The following is a 22,194-nucleotide window of genomic DNA, read 5'->3' as shown; positions in this document are numbered from 1 at the left end:
TCTTGAATGTCCTGTTTGCCGACGCTTGTTCAGCGGGCTTTCTTGGCAACCGAACCGGCCACCGGTATCCTTGCTCCATCACATCAGGGTTCAGGAGCACCACTATGTTTACCGGTATTGTTCAGGGTATCGCCAAAGTCACCGAGATTATTGCATCACCGGGCCTGAATACTCTGGTGGTCGACTTTCCAGGGGCACGGGTTGAAGGCGTGACCATCGGGGCGTCGGTTGCCATTAACGGAACCTGCCTGACGGTCACTCGACAGGACGGAACCCACCTTTATTTTGACGCCATGCAGGAAACCCTGCGCCTGACCACACTCGGGGAGCTATCCCCCGGAGACACAGTAAACTTTGAACGGGCAGCTCGCATTGGCGATGAGATCGGCGGCCACCTGCTCAGCGGCCACATTCATACCACGGCTACCCTGGTGGACATCGTTCGGCCAGAGAATAACGTAACGTTGTGGTTCGAAATTCCTTCAGAGTGGCAAAAGTACGTGTTCCCGAAAGGCTATATCGCCATCAACGGCGCCAGCCTGACCATCGGCGAGGTTCAGGAGAACCGGTTTAACGTGCACCTGATCCCGGAAACCCTGCGCGCCACCACGTTCGGAAGCGCTAAGCAAGGGCAAAGGGTGAACATTGAGGTAGACAGCCAGACCCAGACCATCGTAGACACCCTGGCCCGGCTCGGCTACGACCGGCCGCCGACAGCCGGGAGCTGAGGGTTCACAGGCAGGCTTCAAAAACGACGAAACGCGGGCTTGCCGCCCGCTGTACCACACTGCTGAAATAGCGTTTCAGGGAGCGGTGATACCCCAGGTGGCGATTCCCCACCATCAACAAGGTGCCCTCGGGTTCCAGGTGCCGGGCAGCATCCCGGAATAGCCTCAAGGCGATGTGATCGCCTACTACCCCACCCTCATGAAACGGCGGGTTGAGCAGAATCAGCTGATAGTTTCCCGCGCCCCTGTCGACGCCGTCGGAATGGCAGACGCTGGCCCTTGCTTCAAACCCGCAACGCATCAGATTATGCCGTACACTCGCCACAGCCTGAGCGGACACATCGGCAAATTCCACACGGATATCGTCGCGGCAGGCCAGTGCCACCAACCCCAGAACACCGTTACCGCAAGCCAAATCCAGTACCCGGGCACCCTTTGGGAGCCGGGCAACGGCAGGGGCTACAAGTGGCAGCAATTCACGGGTACCAATGTCCAGACGGTCCCGGGCAAACACCGCAGGCATGGCCTCCACGGCGACTGAAACACCCGGAACGGAATAACCTTTCCAGAGCCCTGACCAGCCCGCCAGGCTTGCCTCTCCCCGGCGACAGACCACAACACGCGCCTTTTTGCGGGCTGGCAGAACGGCTTCGGTGGGCATGGCTTCGGCAAATACGTCAACACTGCGATCTGGAAGGTGCTTGATCATGCCCCCGGCAAGCAGGCAGCCATTGCCTGCCAGTGCGGAATTCACCCAGCGCAGCAGCCACGCCAGGTATTCACTCTGACGCGGCACACGCATGACGATCAGGTCAAAGGGCCCCTGCGGTGGATTCAGCCAACTGGCCAGCTGTGCAGGGGAAGGTATACCCGGATTCAAAGGGGCGTTAGTGCTCAATGCACCCTCAAGAACTGCGCTGTCTGCCACCGATACCGGTGCGTAGTCAGACAACCCGAGCGTAAGTGCGCCAAACTGGTCATCCACCACCAATACACGATCGCTAGCGTGCACTCGGCGTATGGCTTCATCCAGAAGCAGCTCATCCGCTGCATCCCAGGCACGTAAGTTCGGGTCACTCACGCCGGGGCGACAGAGCACTCGCTGACCAGCAGAGAACTCTAACGTTGCGGTTGTCATTTTGGGCACTCTGTTTCAGGTTTGATGAAAATGACCGGTTTTAGGCTGTTTACTCTAGAAAATAATCCTAAGTTAAAGCTGTTCACGCCGAACACCCTTTCCGGTTACGTAGTCCGGCTCTTCATGCCCGGACGAACGGCACTTTTCCGGAGATACACTTTTGCCCCTTACCCCAGGGGCTTTTTTTATGGGCGCAACCCGGCACTGGCGCGGCGAAAAGCCCGATAAACCGTAAAGCGACGATCCTGAGCCAGTCGCTCTACCGGCCCGATATGCCGCTGGATGTCGCCCTCATAGGGCAGGAAACTGTTTGCCACCAGTCGCAACTCCCCTCCGGGCACCAGGTGACCAGCCACATCCCGGAGAAACTGCTCGGTCATGGACGTGTCGGTTTTGACCCCGCTGTGGAACGGCGGATTGGTCACTACCGCCTGCCACCGCCCTTCAAGGGTCGAAAGCCCGTCGGCAGCGTAGATCTGGCCATCCAGGCCTGCCCTGGCATAGGTGGCTTCGGAACAAAGCACAGCCTGGGCCTGGACATCCACGCCGTCCACTGTCACCGGTGAGCGCCCCTGCCGTTTGGCAAAGCCCTGCAACCAGCTACCGATCACGCCGGCGCCACAGGCAAAGTCGAGCACGCGCTCAGCCTTCAAGGGCGACTCCGCCAGGGTTTCAAGCAGCATCCGCGTGCCCGCATCCAGCTCCCCTTCACTGAATACCCCCGGCAGTCCAGCCACGGCGATTTCAACGCCTGCACACTCGAGCTGGCTCCAGCTGATCCATTCACGAACATCGAACACCGACAGGGGCTGACTATTGGTGCCGACCCAGACCTGACAATGCCGGGCACTGTCCACCTTGCCCGTATCGGAAGCCACTTCGTTGAACTGTTTGACCGCACCACCGATGCCTTCTTTCTTCTCGCCAATCAGCACCAACCTGGCGCCTTCACAACCCAGAAACCGAGCCATTGTCAGGCGCAAAGCCAGCTCCGCCCGGGCCTTGGGCAGAAAAACCACAATCGTGTCGTAATCTGCGGCGGCCAGACCATCGGTGTCGTAGCCAAAACAGGTCTTCCAGCCAGACCGCTGTGCCAGTGCGCTGTATACGCCCGCATGCTCACTCATGGCCAGGCCACTGTCACCACATTGGGACAGTACAAGAGGCTCAGTAACACCCAGTAAGGCAAGCCGTCCCTGTAACAGATCGCGGTTACGAAGAAGAACGTCGTGGGTATTGGTCAGTGCAGACATGGATAGCAAGCCCGTTGGAGATCGTAAAAGGCGCTATGCTAACCGGAAAAAAGCCCTGAGTCTGCCATCGCGGCACATCAGGGCTTTATCAGAAAGGGAAACGGAGCAGTAAATCAGAACACCAGTGGGCACCTGGTGAAGGCCTTACTTGTATCGAGCAACGGTGCCGACACGCAGTGCATCTTCCGGTGACATTCCCCAGTCTTCCTGGGGGCGGGGTTCGCTTCGCTTGCTGTCCTGCCGATTACTGCTCATGGTCGTGGCCGCGTTTCTGCGAGCTTCGATTGCACTCAGGGCCTTTTGCATCAGTTCTTTCATGGTCACCTCCCTCATTACTACAGTACCTACTGTACCAAACACAGGGGTGACCATCTGTGATGACGCCAAGGGTCAACAAGTGACGCTCGTCACGATTCTTTGACACTTTTTGACATTTAAGGTGTCATGTTTTTTGACGACCTGACCGAACGGGTCGCTCCACCAGCGCCTGAAGGTTTTTCTGACGAACCTTCTCCCGCTCCTCTTCACCGGTGATCGCCAGCCCCATGTCACGCAGCAGGCCATCGGCCACATCGTAGACAAATCCATGAACGGTCAGGGGTTGGCCACGGCGCCATGCCTCCAGGAGAATGTTGTTCTGGCACACGTGGGCTACTTGTTCCAACACGTTCAGTTCGCACAGGCGGTCCACCCGGTCCTCAACCGTCGGCAAGGCATCCAGAACGGACTGGTGGCGGTCCCGAACATCCTGTACATGGCGCAGCCAGTTTGAAATCAGGCCGAAGCCCTCGTTCAGCAGTGCTGCACGCACCCCACCGCAACCATAGTGGCCAACAACCATGATGTGTTTGACCTTCAGCACGTCAATCGCAAACTGAAGCACCGACAGGCAATTAAAATCCGTATGCACCACAACGTTCGCCACATTGCGGTGCACGAACAATTCCCCCGGCATAAGATCGACAATCTGGTTGGCCGGCACCCGGCTGTCTGCACACCCGATCCAGAGATATTCCGGTGCCTGCTGGTTTTTCAGGCGCTCGAAAAACTTCGGATCGCCCGCTTTGATACCGTCTGCCCAGGCACGGTTTTTCTCCAATAAATGTTGCAGGTGTGGCATTCACACGTCTCCCGGCATTGATTCCCGCCCGGGATTGAACGGGAATCAACGGCATAACGCAATAGTCAGTTGGTCTTGGCGTCTTCGGGCGACTGATGCATGGTGCTCTGGGCCAGGTCCAACAGCTCCCGCAAAGCCACTGAAAACATTGCGTATTCGGGCTCCCGGGCACTCTTCAGCTCGGCCAGCATGGCTTTCCAGCGATCAATCATGGGCTGATGCTTCACCTGCCAGGCGTCCACACTGTCCATGACATCCTCGGGTTTTCTGGCCAGCTTAAGGACGCCCGTCGTCAGGGCCCGTTGCTGCCAATCCAGATCTTCCCGGAAGCTCTCACGGGCCAGCGCCTGCCAATGGGAATTCGGTGTCAGCACCGCAATGGAGTTGGCGAACCAGTTCAGATCAAGCCGCTCACCCAGGTCGTAGTAGAGGTTGGCCACAGTCTTGAGTGGCATACTGGTTGCCTCCTGAGCTTCAATAATGCCCAGGGATGAGTACAGATACCCGGTACCAGCCAGTACCTGGGCAAGGTCTTTTGGCAGGCCCGCACTGGCCAGGTCCGAATGGCGTTTTTCCCAGACGGCACAAGCCTGTTCACCCAGGTACTCTGGCAGGCTGGACGTAATCGCCCAGACGCTGTCGGCAAAGCGTTCCATATGGCTCTGGATATTGAGCTCTGCGCGGCGATTGCGAAGCAGCCAGCGCACAGCCCGTCGCATCAGGCGCATCAGGTCCTGCATCAGTTCTATCTGCAAACTGGCGGACACGTGGTAATCCAGTGCTTCAATGCGGTCCCACCAGTTGTCAATGCGGAAGACGTCGCGGGCAATAATCCAGGCCAGGGCAATGGATGCCGCATCCGCGCCCGTTGACTGGTTCAGCCGCTCGACAAAGGTGATACCCATGTGGTTAACCATATCGTTGGCAATCTGCGTTGCGATGATCTCCCGCCGCAACTGGTGCTCGCCAAGCTCCGAGGAAAACCGCTTGGTGAGTTCCTTCGGGAACACCTTGTACATTTCCCCGGCCAGCAGCGGGTCATCCGGCAGGTCGCTGTCAATCAAGGCCTGCTTCAGGTCGCCTTTGACATAGGAAATCAGCACCGACAATTCAGGTCGGGTCAAACCCTTCTTGGCCAGCTTGCGTTCGGACAACGCTTCGTCATCCGGCAGAAACTCCAGATCCCGGTTCAGCTTGCCCTGCCCCTCGAAGGTATTCATCAGCCGGCGATACTCTTCCAGGCGTGGCGCCGTATCGATACTGGCAATGCTGATGGCCTGGGTCTGGCGGTAGTTATTCTTGAGCACCAATGCGGAAACATCGTCGGTCATTTCTTCGAGCATGATATTGCGCTGCTTGCCGGTGAGATCGCCCATGGCGACCGCACGATTGAGCAGGATCTTCATGTTCACTTCATGGTCCGAGCAATCCACACCGCCAGAATTATCGATGAAATCGGTATTCAGCCGACCGCCTTTCAAGGCGTACTCGATGCGCCCGAGCTGGGTAAAGCCCAGGTTACCACCCTCTCCGACCACCTTGCAGCGCAGCTCACCGCCATTGACCCGAAGGCCATCGTTGGCTTTGTCGCCTACATCGGAGTGACTTTCAGAGGCAGATTTCACATAGGTGCCAATACCACCCACCCAAAGCAGATCCACTTCCGCCTTGAGAATGTGGCTAATCAGCATATTGGGCGGAACACGGTCGGCCTTGATACCCAGCAGCTTTTTCATCTCCTGGCTGACCGGAATGGACTTGGCGCTCCGGCTGAATACGCCACCCCCCTTGGAAATCAGCTTGGCATCGTAATCGGTCCAGGCTGAACGGGGTAACTCAAACAGCCGCTTACGCTCCTTGAAGCTCCTTTCAGCATCCGGGTTGGGATCGATGAAAATGTGAATGTGGTTGAAGGCCGCTACCAGCCGTGTTTTCTCGGAGCACAGCAATCCATTACCGAAAACGTCGCCGGCCATGTCGCCAATACCAATGGCGGAAAATTCGTCTACCGCGGGGTTGATGCCCATTTCGCGGAAGTGCCGCTCAACCGACACCCAGGCACCCCGGGCGGTGATGCCCATTTTCTTGTGGTCATAGCCATTACTGCCGCCGGAGGCGAACGCATCGCCCATCCAGAAGCCGTATTCGGCCGCCAATCCGTTGGCAATGTCCGAGAAGGTCGCCGTGCCTTTGTCCGCAGCAACCACCAGATAGTGATCATCGTCATCGTGACGGATCACCCGCTGCGGCGGCTCAATGGCCGAATCCACCAGATTGTCAGTGATATCCAGCAGCCCGCGAATGAATGTTTTGTAGGCAGCAATACCCTCCGCCTGGAACGCCTCGCGGTCCGAAGGATCTGGCAGGCGCTTGGCCACAAAACCACCTTTCGCGCCAACAGGCACGATGACGGCATTCTTCACCTGCTGGGCCTTGACCAGGCCCAGGATCTCAGTGCGATAGTCCTCGAAACGGTCGGACCAGCGCAGGCCACCACGGGCCACTTTACCGCCACGCAAGTGCACACCCTCAACCCTCGGCGAGTACACGAAGATCTCGAACATGGGCATGGGCAACGGCATGTCCGGTATCCGGGTTGGGTCAAACTTCACGCTGATGTACGGCTTCGGCTGACCGTCGGCATCCGGCTGGTAATAATTGGTGCGTAACGTGGCCTGCATCAGTTCCATGAACAGCCGCAGCACCCGGTCTTCACTGAGGTTCTCAACTTCATCAAGGCCGGCATTGAACTCAATTTCCAGCTTCTGCTGAGCTGCCTCGCACTTGCCCCGGCTCTGGAACCGGTCCGGATTGAAACGGATCTCAAACAACTCCAGCAGTGTCCGGGTCAGATTGACGTGGTTCACCAGGGTGTTGGAGATAAAGGTCTGACTATTGGAGAAGCGGATCTGGCGCATATAGCGGGCGTAAGTCCGCAACAGCGCGATTTCCCTCCAGCTCATGTAGGACGACAGCATCATCCGGTTGAAGGCGTCGTTCTCCGCCTCACCGTGCCATACCCGGCGGAAAAGCTCCTCGAAGATCGGGCGAATGCGATGAATGTCGACCACGCTGCCGGAATGAGCCTGCAGGGTGAAATCGTGAATCCATACCGTCTTGCCGGTACGGTCGATGACCTCAAAAGGGTGCTCTCCGATGACACGAAAGCCAAGATTGTCAAAAATCGGCATCACATCAGAGAGGGGCAGCGGTTCATCCGGATAGAACAGCTTGAAGTGCAAGGTACTCTCGTCTTCCTCCAGCGCCCGGTAAAAACTCATGGCCAGGTCATCGTTACGGGCCGAGGCGACAATGTGCTCCAAATCAATAGCCGCCCGCCGGGGAGAGAACATATCGGTATAGCTCGCTGGGAAGCCACCAGCCCAGACCCGGTACATCTCGTTACCGTATTCCTCTCCGTAGGCTTCACTTAGCGCCTCATACAGGCCATCACGCCAGGATTGCGCCAGTTCAATGACCTTGTCCCGGATTTCCGCCAGCGGCAGCTGCCGGTTTTCAACCTGCGGCACCCGGATGGTGAACTGTACCCGGGCCAGCACCGATTCGGAGAAGTGGGTGACGAATTCGATGTCTTCCGCTTCCAGCCTGTCCAGCAGTACCTGCTCAACCTTCAAGCGCAGCTCGGTGTTGTAGATATCACGGGGGAAGAACGCCAGACAGGTCACAAACTGGCCGTAGACGTCTTCGCGCATGAACAGCTCAATTCGACGGCGCTCCTGGATGTACAGGATATTCTTGGCCACCCGCAACAGTTCATCGGTTTCAATCTGGAACAGTTCGTCTCGGGGATACAGAGTGAGTATCTGCTCCAGCTCCTTGCCTGCGTAGTCATCGGTCAGGAAACCGGAGCGCTTCATGACACTCTGGAATTTGCGGCGCAGCAGGGGGATTTCATCGGGCCGCTCGTTGTATACCCTGGCGGTGTACAGCCCCAGGAACCGGCGCTCACCAACCACTTCACCTTTACTGTTGAATTTCTTGACCGCGATATAATCAGGGTACGCCGGGCGATGTACCCGGGAACGCTGTGCCGACTTGGCAAAGATGAAAATATCGTCCGTGCGGGTCATCTCGTGCCGGGTTCGCTGGGGCAGCTCATTCAGGCGAACCTTGTCAGGGCGTTCGTTGTTGACCCTCAGAATGCCCAGCTCCGAATTTTCAACCCGGCGGACCACCATGCCCTGTTTGTCCTTCGCGAAGTCATACTCGTCATAGCCCAGGAACGTGAAGTGATCTTCCACCAACCACTGCAGGAAGGCCTTCGCCTCCTGCTTTCCTTCGTCACTGATGCCAGCCGTCGTGGCCTCGAGTTCGGAAAGAATCTCACTCACCTTGTTTTTGACAACCGGAAAATCCTCCACGGCAATCCGCACTTCGTGGAGCACATTCTGCAGGGCATCCTCAAGGTTACGCAGATCTTCCGGCGCGCTGTGCCGGTCTATCTCGAGGACAATAAACGATTCGTAGGCGGCACCGGCCGTCGCCTTTTTAGTGGATAACAACTTCTTGAGCTTGCCATCCTTGTCCCGCTGCACATTCAGGATGGAATATTGAATCGAGTGCGTCCCGATCTCACGCTGATTAATAGCAATTCGTAGCGAATCGATCAGAAACGGAATGTCAGGGTGCAGGATGAAAATGACGGTATGAGTGGACTGCCATCCGTCGCTTTCCAGATCGGGATTGAATACTGAAACAGGTGTCGCCTCGGCATTACGTTTCTGGATAAACTGCCACGCCGCAAGCATCGCACCATAGGTATCTGAAAACCGGCGACTCACCAATTCCTCTAGAGGAACATGCGCATAATGTTGTCGGGCGAATTCCGCGATCTTTTTCGCCTCGGTCTTTGCAATCTTCTCTGAGAACGCATCGGCCAACTGTTCAAAAAACTGATCCTTGCTGGCGATTGTCAGCGCATTCATATCCAACCTCTGGTTTGTGTGAAATAAACGTAATCAGGGTATCGTCACATAAGCATAGTCAAGCCCTTGATTTTTGCCGGCCAGACACCAAAACTGCGGCAACTACTTACGCAGAATTTCGTCCCGCGCCCGCTGGACTATCAAGAACCAAGAGCAAAGAATTTCATGTCGTTACAGCAAACGTTTGGTGACCTCCGTGCGCAACTGGCAAAACGCATCATCGGCCAGGAGAAACTGGTAGACCGGCTGCTGATTGCCTTGCTGGCTGATGGCCATTTACTGGTGGAAGGCGCCCCCGGCCTGGCCAAAACCACCGCCGTAAAAGCACTCTCCGACCACCTTGAGGGTGATTTCCACCGTATCCAGTTCACCCCGGATCTACTGCCCTCCGACGTCACAGGCAGCGAGATCTATCGGGCTGAGACGGGCCTGTTCGAGTTCCAGCGCGGGCCCATCTTTCACAACCTGGTACTGGCCGATGAAATCAACCGCGCACCAGCCAAGGTTCAGTCCGCCCTGCTGGAGGCCATGGGTGAGCGCCAGATCAGTGTTGGCATGCAAACCTTCGCATTACCCAAACTGTTCATGGTGATGGCCACCCAGAACCCGATCGAGCAGGAAGGCACCTACCCGCTGCCGGAAGCCCAGCTCGACCGTTTCCTGATGCATGTGGTGATTCACTACCCGTCTGCCGATGCCGAGAGACAGATTCTGCACCTTGCTCGCAGCGACTACCGTCAGGGAATCCCGAACGTAGACATTCGTCTAACAGAGGATCAGGTGATGTCTGCACGCCAGGCGGTATCGGACATCTACATGGCAGAACCGGTCGAGCAGTACCTGTTAGCCCTGATTCTTGCCACCCGGGATGCCGCCAGCCTGGACCCGGAACTGGCCCGCTGGACCGCGTTCGGCGCCAGCCCCCGCGGCACCATTGCGCTGGACCGCTGCGCCCGCGCCCTGGCCTGGCTGGACGGCAGGGATTACGTCACACCAGACGATGTTCGGACCATGGCCTTTGATGTGCTTCGGCACCGGATTTTGCTGACCTTTGAAGCCGAGGCTGAAGGCATGACCGCAGACACCGTGCTCCAGAGACTGATTGACCAGGTTCCGGTGACAGCCTGAAGTTACCTGCAGCAGGAGGCAGTAACGACAGCATGGTTAACGCAATTCCCGCCACCCACATCACCTTGCAAGAGCTGGTGCGGCTCCAGGCTGACGCCCGGGCACTGAAGCTGCCTTCGGCACGGCCGGTGCGGTCCCGCCAGTCTGGCCTCCGGCAATCTCGCCAGCGAGGCCGTGGAATGACCTTTTCCGAAGTTCGTCAGTATCAGCCCGGGGACGACATCCGGAGTATCGACTGGCGGGTAACCGCCCGGCGTCAGGCTCCCCATACCAAACTGTACGAAGAAGAACGGGAGCGACCGGTTCTGTTGATCGCTGACCTGGGCCCAACCCTGTTTTTCGCCAGTGCCGGCGCCTATAAGCAGGTACGTTGTGCCCAGCTCACAGCATTGCTCTCCTGGCTGGCGTTGTGGGCCGGCGACCAGGTAGGTGGGCTGGTGTTCAACAGCGAGAAACTGGAAGTACTGCGCCCGGCACGCCGTCAGAAATCGGTGCTCCGCCTGCTGGACCAGCTTGCCAGCCAGCAACACCGGTCTGACTCACCACCCGCACCGTCAGCCTCTACGGAACACCGCCTGGATACCGCACTGGCAGAGGCACGCAGGGTTGCCCATACCGGTAGCAGGATTTTTGTCATCAGCGATTTCATGGATGTAACAGGCTCGACAACCAGTCTGTTAGGTGCCCTGGCCAGGCACAACAGCGTCAGCGCCATACGCATTCTTGACCCCCTGGAGAACGAGTTACCGCCTCGGGGCCGGTTCGCCGTTGCCGGCCCGGACGGTCCCATCTGGTTCGATGCCTCCAACACGGCATTCCAGAGAGCATGGCGCGAAAAAGTGGCCTCCCACGAACGGCAGCTATCTGACTGCTTCCGCACCTCCGGTGTGCAGGCAGCAACGATACTGACTCAACAGGAACCTGCCGCCGCACTGCGTATTTTGCTGGGCCCGGGAGGTCGCATCGGATGAACGAACAGGACCCACTGGCCCAACTGCGGGATATCCACCTTCCGGACACCGGCGGAATCTGGCCGCCGGCGCCCGGTTGGTGGCTTCTGGCAATCGTGTGCGCCGTTGGTCTTGCGGTCGCGGTAACGCTGTGGCGGCGGCAGCGCCGAAAAACCGCGTGGCGCCGTGAGGCCCGCCGCCTGTTGACGGACCTTAAGGCCCGCGCCAGCAAAACCCCTGAGTGGTTTGGTGAGCTCAACACGTTCCTGAAACGGGTGGCCAGGCAGGTGCACCCCAACCAGAATCCGCAAGTCATGTCCGGTGAGCAATGGATCGCCTTTTTACTGGCGACCGCGCCTGACAACCGGATAGCTTCCCGCCCGCTGGTGGAAGCCATGGTCGCCAGCACCTGGCAACCCAGCCCAACCGCCGACCCAAACCAGGTGCTGGATTTCGCAGTCCTCTGGCTGGAGGCACAGATATCATGAGCCTTGCTTACGCCTGGCTTCTGTTATTGGCGCTTCTGCCTCTACTGTTTCTGGTCCGCCGACACAGCAAACAGGCCGCCGATGCCCCGGTTATCCCTGTCGGCCATTGGCTTTCCGGGTTACCCGGCGTCAGCAGCAGTGGCCAGGCGACACCCCGCTGGCGGCGACTGCTGTTGTTGCTGGCCTGGCTATGCCTGGTGGTGGCCATTGCCAGGCCCCAGCATGTCGGCGAACAGATCCAGATGCCGGTCAGTGGTCGCGACCTGATGCTGGTGGTGGATATCTCCCCGAGTATGGATGAGAAAGACATGGTTCTGCACGGTCGTGGCATAGACCGGCTGGAGGCGGTAAAACGAGTACTGGATGAATTTATTGACCACCGGGAGGGTGACCGGCTTGGGCTTATCCTGTTCGGTACCGAGCCCTATGTGCAGGCTCCCCTGACCTTTGACCGGGAAACCGTACGCACCTTACTGCAAGAATCCGGCATCGGCATGGCCGGAAGGGCCACCGCCATCGGCGATGCCATCGGACTGTCGGTTAAACGACTGCGTGACCGGCCCCACGACCAAAGGGTGGTGGTAATGCTGACAGACGGCGCCAACACAGCAGGCCAGATCACGCCGGACAAAGCCACCGAGATTGCCCAGGCAGCAGGTGTCAGGGTCTATACCGTCGGCATCGGAGCGGATTCCATGGTCCAGCGAGGCCTGCTGGGAACCCGACGGGTCAACCCCTCCCGCGACTTGGACGAAGACCTGCTGACCCGAATGGCAGAGCAGACTGGCGGGCGGTACTTCCGGGCCCGCAGCCTGCCGGAACTCGAGATGATCTACGACAGCATCAATCAACTGGAGCCCATTGAACAGGAAGGACAGTTTTACCGTCCGGTCACCGAACTCTATGTCTGGCCTGCCAGCGCAGCGGCCGGCCTCTGGCTTATCCTGCTGGCGACACGGCTTGGCGGTGGGATCCGGCGCAAGGCCGACGACCCGGAGGCAAACCATGGCTGATTTTCACCTGATCCGGCCGCTGTGGCTGCTGTTGGCGCTGACCATACCCCTGCTTTACCTGATGCGCCACCGGCTGCGGCACGGTAGCACCGGCTGGGAACACTATATCCCACCAGCGTTGCTGAACCCTTTGATCCGGCGTCAGGGGCAGCAACCAGGGGCCCGGACCATCCCTCCCCTGCTACCACTCAGCCTCGGCATCCTCGCCCTGTCGATAGCACTTTCAGGCCCAAGTTGGCGCCAGGCACCAACGCCGTTGAAACAGCCCGAAGACAGCCTGGTGATCGTACTGGACCTGTCGTTATCCATGTTGGCAACGGATGTTGAACCAGACCGTCTGACTCTGGCCAAGCGCAAGATCCGGGACATCCTGAGTATCCGGGAAGGAGGCCTGACCGGCCTGTTGGTCTATTCCGGTGATGCCCATGTTGTGACACCTCTGACCGAAGATCACCGCACCATAGAGGCCATGCTCAACGTGCTGGAGCCAACCATCATGCCCGCCCAGGGCAATCGGGCTGACCTCGGAATAAAGCGCGCTGTCGAGCTTCTGGAGCAGGGCGCTCCTGGCCAGGGCCGCATTCTGCTGATTGCTGATGACGTACCGGCCCGCCACCACAACGATATCCGTGCCCGGTTGCAAGGCACCCCGTACAGCCTGAACACTCTGGTAGTGGGCTCCCGGGAGGGTGGGCCCATTCCCCTGGCCAAGCGAGGCTTCATCAGGGATAACGGAAATATTGTCATCGCCCGGGCCGATCCGGACAGCCTTGCCAGACTGGCCCGGGAAAACCGTGGGTTCAGCCACGAATTGACTCTGGGTGACACCGACATCCGGCAACTGCGATTGCAACCCGAGGTTAGTGATGACTGGTCCCGGGGTGAGGATGGTCTGACCGTTAACCGCTGGCAGGATGATGGTTATTGGTTGTTGTGGCTTGCACTGCCCCTGTTACTGCTGGGCTGGCGAAAAGGGGCGTTTGCCGTCTGCGCAATGGCCATACTGCCACTGGCCCTGACGCCCCGCCCGGTAATGGCATTTGACTGGGGCGGGTTCTGGCAGCGAGAGGACCAGAGAGGTCCGGAGTTGATCGAGCAGAACCCGGCGCGGGCCGCTGATCTGCTTCAGAAACCAGGCTGGCGGGGCTCCGCCCTGTACCGGGATGGCAGATTCGATGACGCCGCCCAGGCCTTCGCAGACCAACCGGGCGCTGTTGGCCATTACAACAGAGGCAATGCCCTGGCCAGAGCCGGACAATTGAAGCAGGCTCTTGATGCCTACCAACAGGCCCTGGATGATCATCCCGACTTCGAAGATGCCCGGGCCAACCATGAGCTGGTCAAGCAGTTGCTGGAACAACAACAGGACTCAAGTTCGCAGAACGGCGATCAGAACCAGGATAATCAGGACCAGCAGGACAGTTCCGGTGACCAGAGCCAGGATTCACAGCAGGGCGAAGGTTCAGAATCGGAACAGAACGATCAGGGCAATGACCCCGGCCAGTCCCGGCAGCCAGATGCTGATCAGCCCGATGACACCGATCAGAGCGATGGAGAGCCCGAACAGGACACAGCCGAGGGCGAGCCGCAGGAACCGTCTGACAACACAGAGCAGGACACCGGCGAGCAGACCGCCGAGGCACCAGCAGCCATCTCTGAGCAGCCCCTCACCCAGGGCCAGGAGCAATGGCTCAGACGGATTCCAGACAACCCGGGCGGACTACTGCAGCGCAAATTCCTGCAGCAACACCAACAACGTCAGACCACACCGGACGAGGGCGACACACCATGGTAAAACGCTTTCTAAGAACCATCAGCCGTCTGGGCTTGCTCGTGTTGCTGACAGCCTCCTCGGCCTTGGCAGACACCCTGTCGGTGGAGCCAGACCGCACCCAACTGTATCAGGGGGAAGTCCTTACACTGACGGTCAAAGGCTCGATGAAAATCGACATCAACCTGAACAACCTGTTCAACTTCGATCTTTCTCAGTTGCCATCACCGGATATCGAGAAGGTTGAACCGGATTTCGAAATTCTTGCCCGGAACCAGCGTTACAGCGTGCAAACGGTCAATAACGACATGGTTGGCGAGATTACCTGGACCTACCAGTTGGCGCCCACCCGCACCGGCACCCTGACCATCCCGGCGTTGACCTTCAAGGACACCAGCTCATCCCCTGTCACCGTTGAAGTGACCGACGGCACCCCACCCAATCAACCCGCCGCGGCCAGGGACAGTTTTATTGAGCTGGCAGCGGACAAAGCCGAGGTGTATGTTCAGGAACAGCTGGTGCTGACTATCCAGCTGTTTTTCTCCGGAAACCTGATTCGGGGCGAGCTGTCAGAACCCGAACATCCCGACGCAATTATTGAGCCCCTGGGCAAACAGCGGGAATACGCTCGCTACCGAGATGGTATTCGCTACCGGGTGGTAGAGCGACGCTATGCCATTTTCCCGCAACAACCGGGTGAGCTGACCCTGCCCCCAATCCGCTTTGAAGGACAAGCCCGTGACGCCTCCGGCCAGCTCCGCTTTTTGCGAGACCGCCAGGAGCTCTTCGACGTAAGGGTAAAGCCAGTACCTGACGGCTATCCCGCCAATCAAGCCTGGCTGCCTGCCAGCCAACTGAGCCTGACCGATGAAGGATTGCCGCCCTCCGGAGAACTTCAGGCGGGCAGCAATCTGAACCGAAAACTGACACTGGAAGCCGTTGGCCTGCCTTCCGAGGCCCTGCCGGCACTGCCCCAAACGGTACCCGATGCCATCCGCAGCTACCCGGAACAGCCACTGAGAAACACGGAAACCACCACAGACGGTCTGCGCTCGACCCTGCAACAGGTCTCTGCCCTGGTGCCGGTGCAATCGGGCGAGGCTGTGCTGCCGGCCATCCGCATCCCCTGGTGGAACACCCAGACCGACGAGCTTGAATACGCGGAATTGCCACCACGCCGTTACGCCATCGCAGGTGGAAGCGCCGTGGTCGCCGCGCCTTTATCGGAGTCCGGGCCAACGCCAGACGCACTGCCGGAAGCAACCGTAACTACGCCATCTGGCGTTGACGGGGTGTCACCCTGGTTCATCTCCAGCCTCGTTCTGGCAGGCTTGTGGCTGGCCACGGCGGGGTTGTGGTGGTACTCCCGCAAACGGCAGGCACCCGCACCCAACGAGAGTCATCCGGAGGATGCCAGCGAACGTCAGGCGTTCGCCAGGCTCAAGGCGGCCATTGATGACCACTCAGCCCAGACCACCGGGCTCATGGTGACATGGGCAAGGCTACGATTTCCCGGCCAGACTTTCGTCACTCTGGAGGATGTCATCAACTTCAGCGGTGACCCGGACCTTGCGAATGCAGTCGGGCAGCTTCAGGAAAGGCTTTTCTCAAATCATTCACCATCCCAGGGCCACCGGGTGGCCAGTGAACTGACCCGATGCCTGGAAGAGCTGCGAAACCGTCAGACCAACCCGAACGGCACAACAGCTTTGCCGCCATTGTATCCGGCCGGCCTGTCACACTGACGGAGCCGGCCGCAGGGAACTCAGAGGCTCAGTTGGTGAGTTCCTGATTGATCACCAGATTCACGGGCTCACCTTGGGCATCCGATGACAGCACCTGGGCCTCTACCCTGCCCTGCCAGTCTCCTGGCTGCGGGTTAACACTGCCGCTGCGACTGAGGCGCGCAATAACCACCACGTTCTGCTCGGCTGAAATGGTGGTTTCCGGTGACATCGCGTAGCGATCATCCAGCCGGATATCTGCCGGCAAGGCGCCGGCGGTCAGGCGGGCAACCGCCACCGGTGCCCCCTGGCTGGTGCCCGCTGACCGAGCAAAAATGAACAATGCAGTATCGGCAGGTACCTGGCCCTGAAGATCTTCATCCAGAGATACCCGCAAAGAAACACCCGGGCCACTCGCCGACACGGGCTCGGCCGGCTCCTCAGGCGCTGGAGGCTGCTGACCGAGGCGCCGGTAGGACTCGTCAATACCACCGCGGATTGAGGCAATCTGCGGGTGATCCGGCGCCACCTCCACAATCCGCTCCCAGTATTCAATGGCCCCCTGATAATTCTGCTGGCTGAAGGCACTGATACCCAATAACCCCAGCGAGTTCACCTCGTCCGGGTTCAACGCCTGTGCCGCTTCGATGGCCTCCACAACCTCCGGAGTCATCTGGCCTTCAGTGGTAAAAAATAAGGCCTGGGCAGACAGTCCATAAGCCACCGCGCTGGAAGCAGGATCTTCTTCAACGGCCTCAGCCAGCCTGCGGAACGCCTGGGCAGCGTCCTCGTAACGTTCAATGCGCATGTAGGTCTGGCCCAGCATGGCCCAGCCATCCGGGTTATCGGGATTGGCCTCCAACCGGTTACGCAGCTGTTCAGCCAGCTCGGAAACCCGTGCTACCTGTTCACCACCCGATGCGTTCATCTCCTGCATCGTCAGGTACTGTTCCACCTGTTCCATGGCACCCCAGCGATCATAGGCCAGGAAGGTGCCAGCAGGTAACAACAACACAACGGCCAGGGCAACCACCATGGCACTGCGACGGCCGGGGATACGCTTCTCCGGAACCTGATCTTCCGGAACGTCGTCCAGCATGGCGCCAGCCAGCTCTTCTTTCAACAGCCGGTAGTTTTCATCGTCCAGAATACCTGATTCATATTCGTGCTCCAGCTCTTTCAGTCGGCTGCGATACGCCAACAGGTTCTGGTTTCTGAGGTCGGTTTCCTGTCGCGCTTGCGGACGGTGAAAGAACACCGGGTAGAGTACGAACGCCAGGGCAAAGAGAATGAGTACCGTCGCGGCAATCCAGAATGTTTCGGTCATGGAACTATCATCACAGTTAAAAAGGGTTTGCAGGGATTAGCGGCGTGTTCACCGATCCTCGTCGGCCAGTATTCGATTGACCCGTGCTTTTTCGTCCGGGCTCAACGCTGACTCTGCAGAGTCTCGACGCCGGGACCGCAGCACCACGCCGGCAACGATCAGAACGCCGCCAAACATGGCGATGGCCGGAAACGCCCAAAGCACGACGGTACGGCGGTCTACGGGGGGCTTGTACTTGACGAACTCACCGAACCTGTCCACGAGGGCGCCGACAATCTCGTCGTCCGTTGCGCCAGCCTGCATCATCACGTACACCTGATCACGCATATCCTTTGAGATGGGCGCGTTGGAATCGGCAATGTTCTGGTTCTGGCATTTCGGGCAACGAAGCTCCGCAATCAGACTGCGAAAACGCTGTTCTTCGACCAGGGTATCGAAATCGTAAAATTCCGGCGCCTCGGCCTGGGCCGACGCGGAAAACACCAGCAACGCTGCCAGTAACATGGGCACGAAACGCATCAGCCAGCCCCCCTTGCCTGATTGATTACGGGCAGCAGTATCTCTTCCCATACCCGTTCGTTGACCACACCGACATGGCGATAGCGCACGACACCCCCGGCATCGATTACGAAGGTCTCCGGTGCACCGTATACACCCAGGTCAAAGCCGAGCGAACCTCTCGGGTCGAAGATAATGGTCTGGTAGGGGTCGCCCAGGCGCCCAAGGAAGCGGAATGCGTTTTCCCGCTGGTCCTTGTAGTTAAGCCCGATAATGCGAACCCCCTTATCGTTGGCAAGCCACATCAGGTACTCGTGCTCATCCCAACAGGCCGGGCACCACTCCCCCCAGACGTTGAGCAGTGCAACCTCGCCCTGGAACACGGACTGATCCAGCATCTCACCAGGCTCGTGCAGGCTCTCCAGGCTAAACTCCGGAACCGGCTTGCCGATCAGTGCCGATTCTAGCTCCGTGGGATCTTTGCCAATACCCGCCGCGAGAAAGACTCCAACAGCCACAGCCAGCACCAGGGGCAAAAACAGCATCAAGCGCTTCATGTCCCGGCCTCCACCGGCTTCCCGCTCGACGTATCCGCTTTTGTCTTCGGATCAGTCAGCCCAGCCGCAGCTTTCACCCGGATCCGATAACGCTTGTCTGAAATAGCCAGGAAACCACCAATCGCCATGATCAGCGACCCCAACCACAGCCAGCGGACCAAAGGCTTGTACTGCAGGCGAATGGCCCAGGCATCGTCTGTGATGCGCTCACCGATGGCAACAAACACATCCCTGAAGAAGCCTGCATCAATGGCTGCCTCGGTCATCACGCTCATGCCCACGAGATAATTGCGCTTCTCGGGATGCAGATTGGCGACCTGCCGGCCATCAACAAAGACATCAAACTCCCCGTACTGGGCAGTGAAGTTCGGCCCCTGTCGCTCTCCGATGTAATTAAACACCACGGTGTAGTCACCCACTTCGGCGGAACCACCAGGCACCATGCGCACATCCCGCTCGATGCCATAGTTCGAGACCACCGTGGCCCCGGCCATCACCATGGCCATGCCCAGATGCCCGAGAACCATGCCGTAATAGCTGCGTGACTGTCGTTTCAAGCCGTGCCAGCGGCCGTTCCGGGAGGCAGACTTGTCCCACAAATCCCAAATCGTAGCCAGGGTTACCCAGGCCGCCGTAAACACGCCGGCAAACGCCCAAGGTGCAAAGCCACCGTAAACCAGCATCACCGCGGTCGCGACCAGTATGCTGACCGCCAGGGGCCAAAGCAGCTTCCGCCCCATCCAGCCACCGTCTGTTTTTTTCCAGCGCGAGAAGATACCGGCACCCAGCAGCAACCCAGCAGCCACCGCCATAGGGCTGAAGGTTGCGTTGAAGAACGGCTCACCAATCGACAACTTGCCCATGTTCAGGTAATCAAGAACCAGTGGGTAAAGCGTGCCAAGGGCCACTAACAGGGTCGCTGCCACCAGCAACACGTTATTGAGCAACAGGAAGGTTTCCCGTGACAGGGAACCATAACGGGACCGCACGTGCACCACAGGCGCACGGAACGCATACAGTGTGAGGCTACAAACGACGGTAATACCCAGCAGCGCCAGAAGGAAGGTTCCCCGCTCGGGATCATTGGCGAACGAATGCACAGACGTGAGAACACCGGACCGAACCAGGAAGGCACCCAGCAGACTCAGTGAGAAGGTGACAATCGCCAACAGAACTGTCCAACTCTTGAAAACGCCCCGTTTTTCGGTAACCGCCAGCGAATGCATCAGCGCGGTGCCAGACAACCAGGGCAGCAGGGAAGCGTTTTCAACCGGGTCCCAGAACCACCAGCCGCCCCAGCCAAGCTCGTAATAGGCCCACCAGCTGCCCAGCGCAATACCAAGCGTCAGGAATGCCCAGGCCACCGTGGTCCACGGGCGGGACCAGCGGGCCCAGGCTGCATCCAGCTTACCGTTGATCAGGGCGGCAATGGCAAAGGCAAAGGCCACAGAGAAGCCAACGTAGCCCATGTAAAGCATGGGCGGATGCAAGATCAACCCGATATCCTGCAACAGGGGATTAAGGTCCCGACCGTCGGCAGGAATGTTTGGCAGAATGCGCTCGAAGGGGTTTGAAGTGATGATGATAAACAGGAAGAACCCGACGCAGATCATGCCCATCACAGACAGCACCTGAGACACCATGGTAGACGGCAACTTCCTGCTGAATACCGCAACTGCCAGTGTCCAGCCAGCGAGCATCAGAATCCACAGCAACAACGAACCCTCGTGGCCACCCCATACGGCACTGAACTTGTAGTACCAGGGCAACATGCTGTTGCTGTTATTGGCAACGTAGGCAACCGAGAAATCATCCACCATGAATGCATGGGTCAGAACCGCAAAAGACAACCCGGTGAAGACAAACATGCCGGTGGATAGCGGGCGGGCAAAGGCCTGCAAACTGTCACGGCCGGTCAGTGCCCCGGCTAACGGGACAACAGAAAGGAGTACTGCCAGCAGCAGCGCGATAATCAGTGCAAGCTGTCCGAGTTCCGGATACATCGGGTTCCTCCAGCAACAGGGGTTCGGGGTGAATGGTTAGTAAGCGGTGGATTCCGCGGCTTTCTCTACATCGGCAGCCTGGTGCCTGCCCTTCGACGCCCGCTCCAGGGCTTCGGCAACTTCCGGCGGCATATAGGTTTCATCGTGCTTGGCCAGGACCTGGTCAGCAACAAACCGGCCATCCGCGTTAATCCGACCCATGGCAACAACGCCCTGCCCCTCAGCAAACAGGTCCGGCAAAATACCAACATACTCCATGGCCACCGAGGCGGAATAATCAGTCACCCGGAATTCCACCTTCAGGCTTTCCGGATCGCGCACCACACTGCCCTCTTCGACCATGCCGCCAGCCCGAATGCGAACATCCACTGGCGCTTTGCCATCGGCGATCTCACTGGGGTCGTAGAACAGATTGATGTTCTGGCGCAATGCATAGGTGGTCAGGCCAACAGCGATGGCAAGCCCGGCCAACAGGAACAACACAATGGTCAGTCGCTTCTTACGAATCGGATGCATGAATTACCTGCTCTTCAGTCTTGGGGAATTTCAACTCGGGTAAAGGTGGCCGATGCTTTGCCCGGTGCCCTGGCAGATGCCCGGCTTTCTGTCTCATGCCTGCGCTGGCAGTCCTCGAGGGCCACTCGATTTCGCTTCACTGACCAGATCATCAAACCACCTAGCAGAACGGCAAAGACCGCATAACATACCCACACGTAGGGTCCGTGGCCTTCCATCGCAATAAATGCTGAGAATGAATCAAACGCCATCGGTTATTTCCTTCCTGCCAGGACCATCTCTTTTACCCACCGGGTTTTCTGTTCCCGAATCAGGATCTCGGTTTTCATTCTGATACAGGCGAACCAGCCGAACAGCAGGTAAAGGCCCAACACAGAGAGCAGCAACGGCATCCACATTTCCATGGGCATGGCCGGCTTTTCGGTCAGCTTGAACGTAGAAGGCTGGTGCAGTGTATTCCACCACTCCACGGAGTATTGGATAATCGGGATATTTACTACCCCCACCAGAAGCAGAACGGCAACAGCACGGGCGGCAGACTTTTCATCATTAATGGCCCGGTCCAGGGCAATGGCGCCACCGTAAAGGAACAGCAGAATCAGCATAGAGGTCAGGCGGGCATCCCACACCCACCAGGTGCCCCAGGTCGGCTTGCCCCAGACAGCGCCGGTAAACAGCGACAGGAACGTGAATACAAGCCCAACCGGCGCTATGGCTTTAACAAACACATCTGCCAGTTTCATACGCCATACCAGAGTCACCACCGCAGCGATCGCCATAGAGACATAGATGGACTGGGCCAGGAAGGAGCTGGGCACATGAATGAAGATAATCCGGTAGCTGTTACCCTGTAAGTAGTCCTTCGGCGCAAATGCCAATCCCCACACCAAACCTGCCACCAGAAGGAGCAAACCACCGGTAAGGAGCCAGGGCATAAACCGGGTCGCAATCCCGAAGAACCACTTGGGGGAACCCAATTTGTGAAACCATTGCCACATCAGTTGGTCACCGTCTTACTGTTCACTGTTCGTTTT

Annotated in this window: 19 protein-coding genes; 7 read left to right on the top strand and 12 right to left on the bottom strand. The window is 58.5% G+C overall.

Translation table 11 applies throughout. The annotated features are described in order from the left end of the window. Window positions 1-104: 104 nt before the first annotated feature. A complete protein-coding gene (locus RVM24_RS03270; RefSeq protein WP_431474962.1) occupies window positions 105-728 on the top strand; it encodes a riboflavin synthase subunit alpha in 624 nt (207 codons plus the stop codon). A 4-nt stretch (window positions 729-732) separates the two neighbouring features. Here the strand turns inward: RVM24_RS03270 and RVM24_RS03265 are convergent, their stop codons facing one another. The 5 genes from RVM24_RS03265 to RVM24_RS03245 form a co-directional block, all read right to left on the bottom strand. Beyond that, window positions 733-1,866, bottom strand: a complete 1,134-nt coding sequence (locus RVM24_RS03265; RefSeq protein ID WP_431474961.1) for a class I SAM-dependent methyltransferase — start codon at window positions 1,864-1,866, stop codon at window positions 733-735. Between the two features lie 185 nt (window positions 1,867-2,051). Next, window positions 2,052-3,119, bottom strand: a complete 1,068-nt coding sequence (locus tag RVM24_RS03260) for a methyltransferase (RefSeq protein ID WP_431474960.1) — start codon at window positions 3,117-3,119, stop codon at window positions 2,052-2,054. A 144-nt stretch (window positions 3,120-3,263) separates the two neighbouring features. Continuing rightward, window positions 3,264-3,437 carry a hypothetical protein gene (locus RVM24_RS03255; RefSeq protein ID WP_172972251.1) on the bottom strand — a complete coding sequence of 58 codons (174 nt, stop codon included), beginning with the start codon at window positions 3,435-3,437 and terminating at the stop codon, window positions 3,264-3,266. A 124-nt stretch (window positions 3,438-3,561) separates the two neighbouring features. Then, entirely contained in the window at window positions 3,562-4,239 is a 678-nt protein-coding gene (gene can, locus RVM24_RS03250) for a carbonate dehydratase (protein ID WP_061331843.1), read from the bottom strand. Window positions 4,240-4,304: 65 nt separating this feature from the next. Continuing rightward, window positions 4,305-9,185, bottom strand: a complete 4,881-nt coding sequence (locus tag RVM24_RS03245; protein ID WP_431474959.1) for an NAD-glutamate dehydrogenase — start codon at window positions 9,183-9,185, stop codon at window positions 4,305-4,307. 165 nt (window positions 9,186-9,350) lie between these two features. Here RVM24_RS03245 and RVM24_RS03240 point away from each other — a divergent pair, with 165 nt between their 5' ends. The 6 genes from RVM24_RS03240 to RVM24_RS03215 are packed head-to-tail and all read left to right on the top strand — an operon-like array spanning window position 9,351 to window position 16,280. Then, window positions 9,351-10,313: an AAA family ATPase gene (locus RVM24_RS03240; protein WP_061331841.1), complete on the top strand. Its 963-nt coding sequence runs from the start codon at window positions 9,351-9,353 to the stop codon at window positions 10,311-10,313. Window positions 10,314-10,345: 32 nt separating this feature from the next. Then, window positions 10,346-11,284, top strand: coding sequence for a DUF58 domain-containing protein (locus RVM24_RS03235; protein ID WP_374787017.1), 939 nt, complete (start codon window positions 10,346-10,348; stop codon window positions 11,282-11,284). Continuing rightward, on the top strand, window positions 11,281-11,751 hold the full coding sequence (locus RVM24_RS03230) for a DUF4381 domain-containing protein (protein ID WP_431474958.1): 471 nt from the start codon (window positions 11,281-11,283) through the stop codon (window positions 11,749-11,751). The genes RVM24_RS03235 and RVM24_RS03230 overlap by 4 nt, the downstream gene beginning before the upstream one ends. Beyond that, window positions 11,748-12,764 (top strand): vWA domain-containing protein, encoded by a 1,017-nt coding sequence (locus RVM24_RS03225; protein ID WP_431474957.1) that lies wholly within the window; start codon window positions 11,748-11,750, stop codon window positions 12,762-12,764. Before RVM24_RS03230 ends, RVM24_RS03225 begins: the two co-directional genes overlap by 4 nt. Beyond that, window positions 12,757-14,559, top strand: coding sequence for a VWA domain-containing protein (locus RVM24_RS03220; protein WP_431474956.1), 1,803 nt, complete (start codon window positions 12,757-12,759; stop codon window positions 14,557-14,559). The genes RVM24_RS03225 and RVM24_RS03220 overlap by 8 nt, the downstream gene beginning before the upstream one ends. Next, complete coding sequence (locus RVM24_RS03215; RefSeq protein ID WP_431474955.1) at window positions 14,553-16,280, top strand: BatD family protein; 1,728 nt, start codon at window positions 14,553-14,555, stop codon at window positions 16,278-16,280. The genes RVM24_RS03220 and RVM24_RS03215 overlap by 7 nt, the downstream gene beginning before the upstream one ends. A 28-nt stretch (window positions 16,281-16,308) precedes the next feature. Here RVM24_RS03215 and ccmI read toward each other — a convergent pair whose 3' ends face one another. The 7 genes from ccmI to ccmC are packed head-to-tail and all read right to left on the bottom strand — an operon-like array spanning window position 16,309 to window position 22,158. Then, window positions 16,309-17,586, bottom strand: coding sequence for a c-type cytochrome biogenesis protein CcmI (gene ccmI, locus RVM24_RS03210; protein ID WP_431474954.1), 1,278 nt, complete (start codon window positions 17,584-17,586; stop codon window positions 16,309-16,311). Between the two features lie 48 nt (window positions 17,587-17,634). Then, entirely contained in the window at window positions 17,635-18,105 is a 471-nt protein-coding gene (locus RVM24_RS03205; RefSeq protein WP_431474953.1) for a cytochrome c-type biogenesis protein, read from the bottom strand. After that, the gene (locus tag RVM24_RS03200) at window positions 18,105-18,641 is read right to left on the bottom strand and encodes a DsbE family thiol:disulfide interchange protein (protein ID WP_431474952.1); all 537 of its coding nucleotides are present in this window, start codon (window positions 18,639-18,641) and stop codon (window positions 18,105-18,107) included. Before RVM24_RS03200 ends, RVM24_RS03205 begins: the two co-directional genes overlap by 1 nt. Continuing rightward, complete coding sequence (locus RVM24_RS03195; protein ID WP_431474951.1) at window positions 18,638-20,644, bottom strand: heme lyase CcmF/NrfE family subunit; 2,007 nt, start codon at window positions 20,642-20,644, stop codon at window positions 18,638-18,640. The genes RVM24_RS03200 and RVM24_RS03195 overlap by 4 nt, the downstream gene beginning before the upstream one ends. Window positions 20,645-20,680: 36 nt before the next feature. Then, window positions 20,681-21,160, bottom strand: coding sequence for a cytochrome c maturation protein CcmE (ccmE, locus tag RVM24_RS03190; RefSeq protein ID WP_061331831.1), 480 nt, complete (start codon window positions 21,158-21,160; stop codon window positions 20,681-20,683). A gap of 14 nt (window positions 21,161-21,174) precedes the next feature. Further along, window positions 21,175-21,378 (bottom strand): heme exporter protein CcmD, encoded by a 204-nt coding sequence (gene ccmD, locus RVM24_RS03185; RefSeq protein WP_431475391.1) that lies wholly within the window; start codon window positions 21,376-21,378, stop codon window positions 21,175-21,177. 36 nt (window positions 21,379-21,414) lie between these two features. Continuing rightward, complete coding sequence (gene ccmC, locus RVM24_RS03180) at window positions 21,415-22,158, bottom strand: heme ABC transporter permease CcmC (RefSeq protein WP_431474950.1); 744 nt, start codon at window positions 22,156-22,158, stop codon at window positions 21,415-21,417. Window positions 22,159-22,194: the final 36 nt, after the last annotated feature.

It is taken from the genome of Marinobacter sp. KM021, assembly GCF_050707965.1.
GTDB classification, from domain to species: Bacteria; Pseudomonadota; Gammaproteobacteria; order Pseudomonadales; family Oleiphilaceae; genus Marinobacter; species Marinobacter shengliensis.
The sequence above is the reverse complement of the archived record's forward strand: the minus strand, read 5'-3'. Positions and strand labels throughout refer to the sequence as shown.

Bases quoted from the DNA above. Each gene is read 5' to 3' on its own strand.
- RVM24_RS03270 (WP_431474962.1), top strand. From the start codon at position 105: ATGTTTACCGGTATTGTTCAGGGTATCGCCAAAGTCACCGAGATTATT.
- RVM24_RS03265 (WP_431474961.1), bottom strand. From the start codon at position 1,866: ATGACAACCGCAACGTTAGAGTTCTCTGCTGGTCAGCGAGTGCTCTGT.
- RVM24_RS03260 (WP_431474960.1), bottom strand. From the start codon at position 3,119: ATGTCTGCACTGACCAATACCCACGACGTTCTTCTTCGTAACCGCGAT.
- RVM24_RS03255 (WP_172972251.1), bottom strand. From the start codon at position 3,437: ATGAAAGAACTGATGCAAAAGGCCCTGAGTGCAATCGAAGCTCGCAGA.
- can (WP_061331843.1), bottom strand. From the start codon at position 4,239: ATGCCACACCTGCAACATTTATTGGAGAAAAACCGTGCCTGGGCAGAC.
- RVM24_RS03245 (WP_431474959.1), bottom strand. From the start codon at position 9,185: ATGAATGCGCTGACAATCGCCAGCAAGGATCAGTTTTTTGAACAGTTG.
- RVM24_RS03240 (WP_061331841.1), top strand. From the start codon at position 9,351: ATGTCGTTACAGCAAACGTTTGGTGACCTCCGTGCGCAACTGGCAAAA.
- RVM24_RS03235 (WP_374787017.1), top strand. From the start codon at position 10,346: ATGGTTAACGCAATTCCCGCCACCCACATCACCTTGCAAGAGCTGGTG.
- RVM24_RS03230 (WP_431474958.1), top strand. From the start codon at position 11,281: ATGAACGAACAGGACCCACTGGCCCAACTGCGGGATATCCACCTTCCG.
- RVM24_RS03225 (WP_431474957.1), top strand. From the start codon at position 11,748: ATGAGCCTTGCTTACGCCTGGCTTCTGTTATTGGCGCTTCTGCCTCTA.
- RVM24_RS03220 (WP_431474956.1), top strand. From the start codon at position 12,757: ATGGCTGATTTTCACCTGATCCGGCCGCTGTGGCTGCTGTTGGCGCTG.
- RVM24_RS03215 (WP_431474955.1), top strand. From the start codon at position 14,553: ATGGTAAAACGCTTTCTAAGAACCATCAGCCGTCTGGGCTTGCTCGTG.
- ccmI (WP_431474954.1), bottom strand. From the start codon at position 17,586: ATGACCGAAACATTCTGGATTGCCGCGACGGTACTCATTCTCTTTGCC.
- RVM24_RS03205 (WP_431474953.1), bottom strand. From the start codon at position 18,105: ATGCGTTTCGTGCCCATGTTACTGGCAGCGTTGCTGGTGTTTTCCGCG.
- RVM24_RS03200 (WP_431474952.1), bottom strand. From the start codon at position 18,641: ATGAAGCGCTTGATGCTGTTTTTGCCCCTGGTGCTGGCTGTGGCTGTT.
- RVM24_RS03195 (WP_431474951.1), bottom strand. From the start codon at position 20,644: ATGTATCCGGAACTCGGACAGCTTGCACTGATTATCGCGCTGCTGCTG.
- ccmE (WP_061331831.1), bottom strand. From the start codon at position 21,160: ATGCATCCGATTCGTAAGAAGCGACTGACCATTGTGTTGTTCCTGTTG.
- ccmD (WP_431475391.1), bottom strand. From the start codon at position 21,378: ATGGAAGGCCACGGACCCTACGTGTGGGTATGTTATGCGGTCTTTGCC.
- ccmC (WP_431474950.1), bottom strand. From the start codon at position 22,158: ATGTGGCAATGGTTTCACAAATTGGGTTCCCCCAAGTGGTTCTTCGGG.